Genomic DNA, 6,837 nt, shown 5'->3' with positions numbered 1-6,837 from the left:
GCACTTTTGCTGAGCCAGTTGCAGTACTCCACAGCGTCCCACCAAGTTACATTTATTACTGGGAAATTTCCTCTTCCACGGTTCTCGTCGGAAGGAGGGATCCTTCCCGTGGCTCCACAGAAGACATCGAATTCGGAAAACCTGACTTCGTATTTGCCTATCTGAAAGTCGTGTATGAATGTGACTTCGTGAACCGGTTTCTCGTCCATCAGCCCGTCGCCCCATGTGTCCCCCATTTTGAAGCTGCCTCTCTCGACGAGCACCAAGTCGGGGATCCGTCCGACTGGTATATCTGGCGACGCATCGTCCTGCCTTTCGTGTGTCTTTGAAAATGAATCGGCCTTTGCTTCGCGATATGACGCTCTGCAGATTCGAAAGCCCTCTCCATTGCGGATTTCGATCGGTGAAAGACTTCCTCTATGCGCTATCCTTGTCAGCTCGGCGGGCTTGAACCAGCAGCCGCCACGAATCGCCCGATCGAGCCCGCTAATGTTGTGAGGATTAGTCTGTTCGGAATCTGCATATGCGTTAAGACGGTCTGAGCACCACTCCCAAACGTTGCCGCTCATATCGTAAAGTCCAAGCTCATTTGGCATTTTCATTCCGACTTCGTGGGGAACGGGTTTTCGCTCGTCGGACACACTTTTGCGTTCTCCGGACCATGCCATTTCACTCAAATTGGTTGATGCGGCGCCGGAGTTTTCGTCGAACCAGGCAATGGAGTCCGGATCGTCGGAGCCGGAAAACTTGTGACCTCGGCTCTTTCTTCCGCCCCTTGCCGCATACTCCCATTCGGCCTCGCTCAGCAGCCCGTTCAGAAATTCTTCTTCAGATTTGTCCTGTTTGATGGATCACATGACTTTCGAGTCTGATTTCGAAGTCGCGAGTGTTTTCGAGGGTAACCGTCTCCGTATCTCCGCCCTTTAGATACAGAAGAGTCGCTGAAACGGGGTCGAGCGTGTTCTTCAATAGGTACAGGTAGAACTCCATCTGGAACCTGTGTCTGAGAAGCATTTCATCTCTCTTCTCGGCCAGCTTGAAGTCGACGATCTTCCAGCCTTCAGCCGTCTTGTAGAGTTTGTCGATTACGCCCGCCAGTATGAACTTTCCGAAGGCCCTTTCGAAGCGCACTTCGCTTCTACAAATCTCCGAGTTCTCGATTTCGCGAATTATGACGTGATTGCCAAGTCCCTTCAGTTGCTCGAGGATCTCCTTTGCCCTCTCGGGGGCCGCCGATCCTCTTGAAAGTTCAGGATCGTTAAGAATCTCATTCAGTCTCTTTCCCTTTGGTCTTCCAGCCGGGTTGCCGAGCTGTTCGAAGATCCTGTGAACGTAAAGCCCTTCTGCTGTTGAGGATCGCGAAGTCCTTTCGCTACTGTCGATCTCGAGAATCTCCTTCGGTTTTTCATCGAAGTCGAGCGTGGTGGGGGAGACGACTCTCCTGAATTTGAGATGATCGAAGAGCTTCATGTAATCTGCATCAGGGTCTTCCCACCTGGCATCTTCGCGCATTCTTTTCGAGCCTTCAGCAACTGGCGGGGCCTTCACAAATGTAACCAGGTTCTCGAGCTCTTCCTCAAGCTGTCCCGTTTCTTCGTTATAGAGACCAGCCGCTATCTGAGACAGCCAGCCGACCTTAGTTTCGTCTTTCTTCTTATTCAGCTCCTTCTCCATGGCCTCTTTGTCGACATTCATCACAAGAATTTCCCGGGGTCTTGTCAGGGCCACATAGAGGGTTCTCTTCTCTTCTTCGACCTGTTTTCTCAGATCTGCTCTGTAAAACATGTCGAGCCCCTCATTCGTCAGTTCCGTGTTGTAAAGAGTGAAGGTTTTCGTGGCAGTGTCGAAGAGCAATGAAGGGGTATCTTTCCTCGGATTCTCTGACATCTCGGCAACGATCACAACGGGAAATTCCAGCCCCTTTGCCTGGTGGACTGTCATTATCTTCACGCTGTCGCTCTTTTCGTTCTCCAGAGCCGCCTCACCCTCATCTGCCTCTTCGGAATACAATTTGATGTTCCTCGAAAACTCCCTCAAGCTTATCCCGAGAGAGTCGAGCTGCTTGGATATTTGAAGGAATTTGATCACGTTGGCCAGACACTGCTCGGGCATTGCAAGGAGCGTCATCTTCGGAAGGTAGTCCGTCTCTCCGACGAAGGAGTCGAGGATCTCTCCCGGCTTCAAAAGTCTCGCCAGGCGCGAATACCTTGTTATGATCGTGCGAAGATCGGAGAAGGATTCATCTTCGCTCCTCATAATGCAGTCATAGAAGTGGCTGTATTTCTCCTTGAGTCTAGCGGCAGCCTGCAGCGTGCCTCCCCATGCGGGAGAAAGGAAGAATGACAGAAAGGCCCTGTCGTCTGCGGGATTGCCGAGAAAACTCACGAATGCAATCAGCCCGGCTATCTCGGGCCTCTGGAAAAACTTTCTGGAGCCGACCGTATAGTAAGGAATCCCGTTTGATTCAAGCGCTTCCTGATACTGCTCGACGTTCTTGAACTTCCTGAGGAGTATGGCTATGTCCCCTGGCCGTATCTTGCGCGTTACAATAGCTTTTCCCTCTCTGAAATCTAGATCCTCATCCAGAAGCGAACGTATGTAGGCAGCTACGGGTCCTGCGTGGTCTTTATCTTTGCTTTCAAGTATTCTTACCCTCTTTTCTCTCTTGTCACCGTGAGGCTCCAGGGCCTCCACATCTTTGCCGTACTTCGATGCAAATGCCTCAAGCATTGGGTTGCTCATCACTTTCTTGAAGAATATGTTGTGGAACTTCACGATCTCCGGATGCGACCTGTACGATTTTCCCAGAGTGTCCGTAGCGTTGGCCTTTTCTTCGAATTGTTTTCTTGTAAGATTGAAGATCTCGACGTTGGCTCCCCTGAACCGGTATATCGACTGCTTGTCGTCCCCGACGAAAAGCACCTTCACATTCCCCGAAGCCGTCAACTTGCTGATTATTTCTGCCTGAAGCTCGTCCGTATCCTGAAACTCGTCTACGAGAATGTACTTGAACCTCTTGGAATAACCCTCTGCTATTTCGGTATTGTCGTTCAGCATCTTCCTCGTTTCTTCTAGCAACTGCTCGAAGTCGAGCTGGGCCTTCTTCAAAGTCAGTTCCTCGTATTCACTGTTGAGCTTTCTGAATGCTTCGTGGCAGACGGCTGTCGCTTTCGATATTTTCTCGGCGGTCTCTTCCTTATCTTTGTTATCATTGGGGCTGTAAAGATACATGTTGTGTCTCTGCTTGGAGAGGCACTCTTCAAGAATCTTGTGAGTTTTGTCCAGGCCGAAGATGTTTATCATTTCGTCAAGAGAATCCAGATTGTGCGAGAAGAACCTTCCCAGGGCCTGAAGTTCGAGTATCTTCTTTGTTCCGGTAATGATCGAGAATCCAGGATCTAGATCGGAATTCGTATTCAGAATGGACTCTCTGAGGATTCTCGCGCAGAAGGAGTGGATTGTCGAGATCCAGGCGTGCATGACCCTTGAATTGATCTCTTTCCATCTCACCCGCTCGCTTTCGCTGGCTGCTTCGTCTATCTGCTCCCGTATCGCTTTCGCAACTCTCTCCTTCATCTCAGCAGCGGCCTTTTCAGTGAAGGTAATCGCCAGGATGTTTTCGATACCCAGCTTTTCGTCGGAGCGAAGAATCTCTATGTATTCCTCCACCAGCCTGTAAGTCTTGCCAGTGCCTGCAGAAGCGGAGATGAATGTGTTCTTATCCATCGGTTGGCACACCCTTCTGTCTCCATTTCAGAAGATCGCAGATTTCCCTGAAGTCACAGAGGAAACAGCCTTTAGGTTCTTCATTTTTCCGTGTCTCGGCTGAAAACTCCCCTGACGCAATGCTATCGACCACTCCTTCGATTGCCTCGACCAATTCGGCATCTGTTATCCTTCCGCTTTCAGCCGGATCATATGTTAGGAAATTCAAGTTTTTGCGGAATCTCCAGACCCTCTCGCCGTCCTCATACTCCACGCCAAAGGGTTTGCTCTTGGTCTTGCCCTTAATCAGTCGGAATTCTCCACCATTTACATATCGGCCTTCATTCGAAAATGCTTGTTCAACGGCCATAGAGTATATGATAAGCTGTTCAGGAACAGCCGAACTCGAACTTGTGCCGCTCTTGTAATCTATTATGAATAGGTTCTCGTTCTCCAGCATATCTATCCTGTCAATAAAACCCCGAAAGCAGATCTTGTTGGTTAGATGAAGTGAAGAATCCTCTGAATCATCAAAGCCAAATGCGAATTCTGTATGAAGAACACGCTCACCCAATTCGCTGCTTCTTATCCTATCAAACTCTAGATAATCCTCAAGGTCTCTCAGCATCTGATCGAAGCGTCTCTTGAAAAGCGATTTGTTCACGCTGCCGGAATATCTCTTTAGGTGGTTCTCGAGGCTTTGATCTAGTGGGACCCCCCTTCCGAGGTGGTCGCTGAGAACGGCATGAAAAACGCTTCCCGCATCCATGTATGAAAGCTCGAGTATCTCCTCCGGAACAGGCTGTAACCCAAGCACATAGTTCAAGAAATACTTGAATTTGCACTTGCAGTAGGTCCCGATCGTAGAGAAGCTTATGCATTTCTTCGTCAGCTCCTCGACTGCCTTCACGCCGGGGACCTTGAAGGAAAAGTTGTCTGTAATCGAGCTCAGATTCTTCTCCAGAGTTGCGACCGTTTCCGAGTCTTTATGTCTCTCCCACTCATCGGGGGTCTCCTTGAATATACTGGCTATCGAAAGCCTGTAGTCGGCCTGGCTCATAGCCTCCGACGGCGAGGGCACGAGATCGGTGCGTTTCCCTTCCACACGGCCATACGGTCTGGGCTCGGATTTGCCGAATGCCCGAAGAATCGATCCTTCATAAGGAGACTTCATCAACACGTTCCCATCGACCGTGGAATTCGAGAAAGTAATGCAGAGCCTCTCTTGTGCGCCGCTTATCGCCAGAAAAAGACCCAGCTTCTGCCTGTTCTCCTGAATGCCCAGAATGTCCTTGGCTCTGGGCTCGGAGTACTGAGCGCCCGCATAAAGTGGATTGAGAGACAGAACCGGGTAATTGCCCTCGTTGAATCCCATGAAGTACTTGACCTTCTTCGAAGTGTATCGGGAGTCGATCAGTGAGAGGACTTCAACTCCACCGCCCATGTCGGACTCGCCCCGCAGAGCTTCTCCTTCCAGATACTTAATGAGAGACTTGTAGTATTTTTCCGGATCGTACTCGGTGATTTCCATAGCTTCGAGAATCCCGGCGTGTGAAGGAACGGCTCTTTCAACGAATTGATCCACGCAGGCAATGTTTTCAGATGCGAATGTCATTTCCTCGCTTCCCGAAAGCTCTCTCAATCCAAGCCTCTTTTCGCAGATTCTGAAGAAGTCTTCGTATTTCAAGACAGACATCGCCACATTTCTCTCTATACTCTTCAGAAGTGAAAAAACCCTTCTGACAGCGGGCTTTGCAATAACGTCTATGAACCGGATCTCATCTTTAATCTCCTGGATTTGGGACAGAGCAGAGAAGTCCTCATCGAGATCGTCGTTGGAGGTCAGACTCTCGGCCTTCGCACCGAGAAAACGTTTGTAGTTGTCGAGCTTCTCCAGCCAAACCTTTTTTGCACCCTCCGCAGTGGCGGCAGATGTATCGTACAGCAGACCGGCCGAAGCCGCCACCTTCTCGAAGAGGACCGCATCGATCGCTTTCTCGGGAGAACTATCACCGTTTCCGGCATCTATCATTTCGAGGATTCCCGAAGGTTCGAAAGAATCGGATACCACTTCAAGCGGAAGTAGAAGGGTCTGGACGCTCTTCGATTCTAGCAAGGAAACCGAATTCTTGCTCACTGCAGGGATCCCGAAATCGTTCAGCGATTTCTTCAATACCCTCCAGTAATCTTTATTGGGAATCACTATCTCGATCTCTTCCGGCTCCAGTCTTTCCTTCGCTATCGCTCTTTTCACTTCCCTGGCGACAAAGTCGACCTCTCCGTACAGATCGTTGCACTCGACAATTTCCGCGCTTTCACACCCGGCGTCGTTCAATTCTTCCCGATCCGAAAACAAGATCTCCTTTACTTTCGAAAGCGGTCCGCTTTCGCTTAGATCCACATCGATCGTCTCGAAGTCAGAGCCCTCGAAGAGATCGGAAACGGTCTGACTCTCCCTGAACAGATTCCTTCTATCACTGTCTTCAGGGCATGAGAGATAGACCTCGTCGAAACAACGCATAATATTGCTCATAAAAGCCCTGGTTGCCGGGCTGAAATCGTAGAAGCCGTCTATGAATAGGGTCTTTCCGAAATCGCTTTTTTCGAGAATTGCTTGCTCTGCGGCCAGTCTCAGTGCATCGTAGGAATCGAAAAGCTTCCTCTCTTCGAAGTGTTCTTGAAGCTCTCGGTAAACTTCCTTCAGAACCTTTGGAACGGCATCTTCCCTACCGAAAGCCATCTCGAAATTACCGAGATTCTCCTTCAAGACGACGATCGCCTCATGAAAGTAAGCCGTTGCCTTTTCTGACGGATAGTAATTCTTCACCTTTTCGAAGGCCTTCGCGATCTCTATTCGTTCGCCTCTTTCGTGAACAGCCGTGCGATCCGGGAACATCTCCCCCACGATCTTCAGAGCCAGAGATCTATCCGTAAGGAACTGCCCGGCGGCAATCGAAAGCGCTCTCTTCAACATGGCGTCTTCTATGGTTCGCAGAAAGAATGAAGAGGGTCCGACGAAGAGAAACGAGAAGGGATCATCGCTGTAGTTTTCCTGGAGCTTCCGCAGCAAGTAATCGCTTCTTCTTCTGCCTTCCTTTCCACAGACAAGAATACCTTTCAAGAACTGCCCCC

At 49.9% G+C, this 6,837-nt stretch carries 3 protein-coding genes; all 3 read right to left on the bottom strand.

Going from position 1 to position 6,837, the window contains the following annotated elements; translation table 11 throughout:
- On the bottom strand, window positions 1–806 hold an 806-nt coding region (locus B3K91_RS03330), incomplete at its 3' end, for a formylglycine-generating enzyme family protein (protein ID WP_292593991.1).
- A 22-nt stretch (window positions 807–828) separates the two neighbouring features.
- Window positions 829–3,726 (bottom strand): UvrD-helicase domain-containing protein, encoded by a 2,898-nt coding sequence (locus B3K91_RS03325; RefSeq protein WP_214060972.1) that lies wholly within the window; start codon window positions 3,724–3,726, stop codon window positions 829–831.
- Entirely contained in the window at window positions 3,719–6,826 is a 3,108-nt protein-coding gene (locus tag B3K91_RS03320; RefSeq protein WP_292593983.1) for a PD-(D/E)XK nuclease family protein, read from the bottom strand. The genes B3K91_RS03325 and B3K91_RS03320 overlap by 8 nt, the downstream gene beginning before the upstream one ends.
- Window positions 6,827–6,837: the final 11 nt, after the last annotated feature.

This window comes from Mesotoga sp. UBA5847, assembly GCF_002432735.1.
Lineage (GTDB): Bacteria > Thermotogota > Thermotogae > Petrotogales > Kosmotogaceae > Mesotoga.
This window is presented reverse-complemented; position numbering and strand designations above follow the sequence as displayed.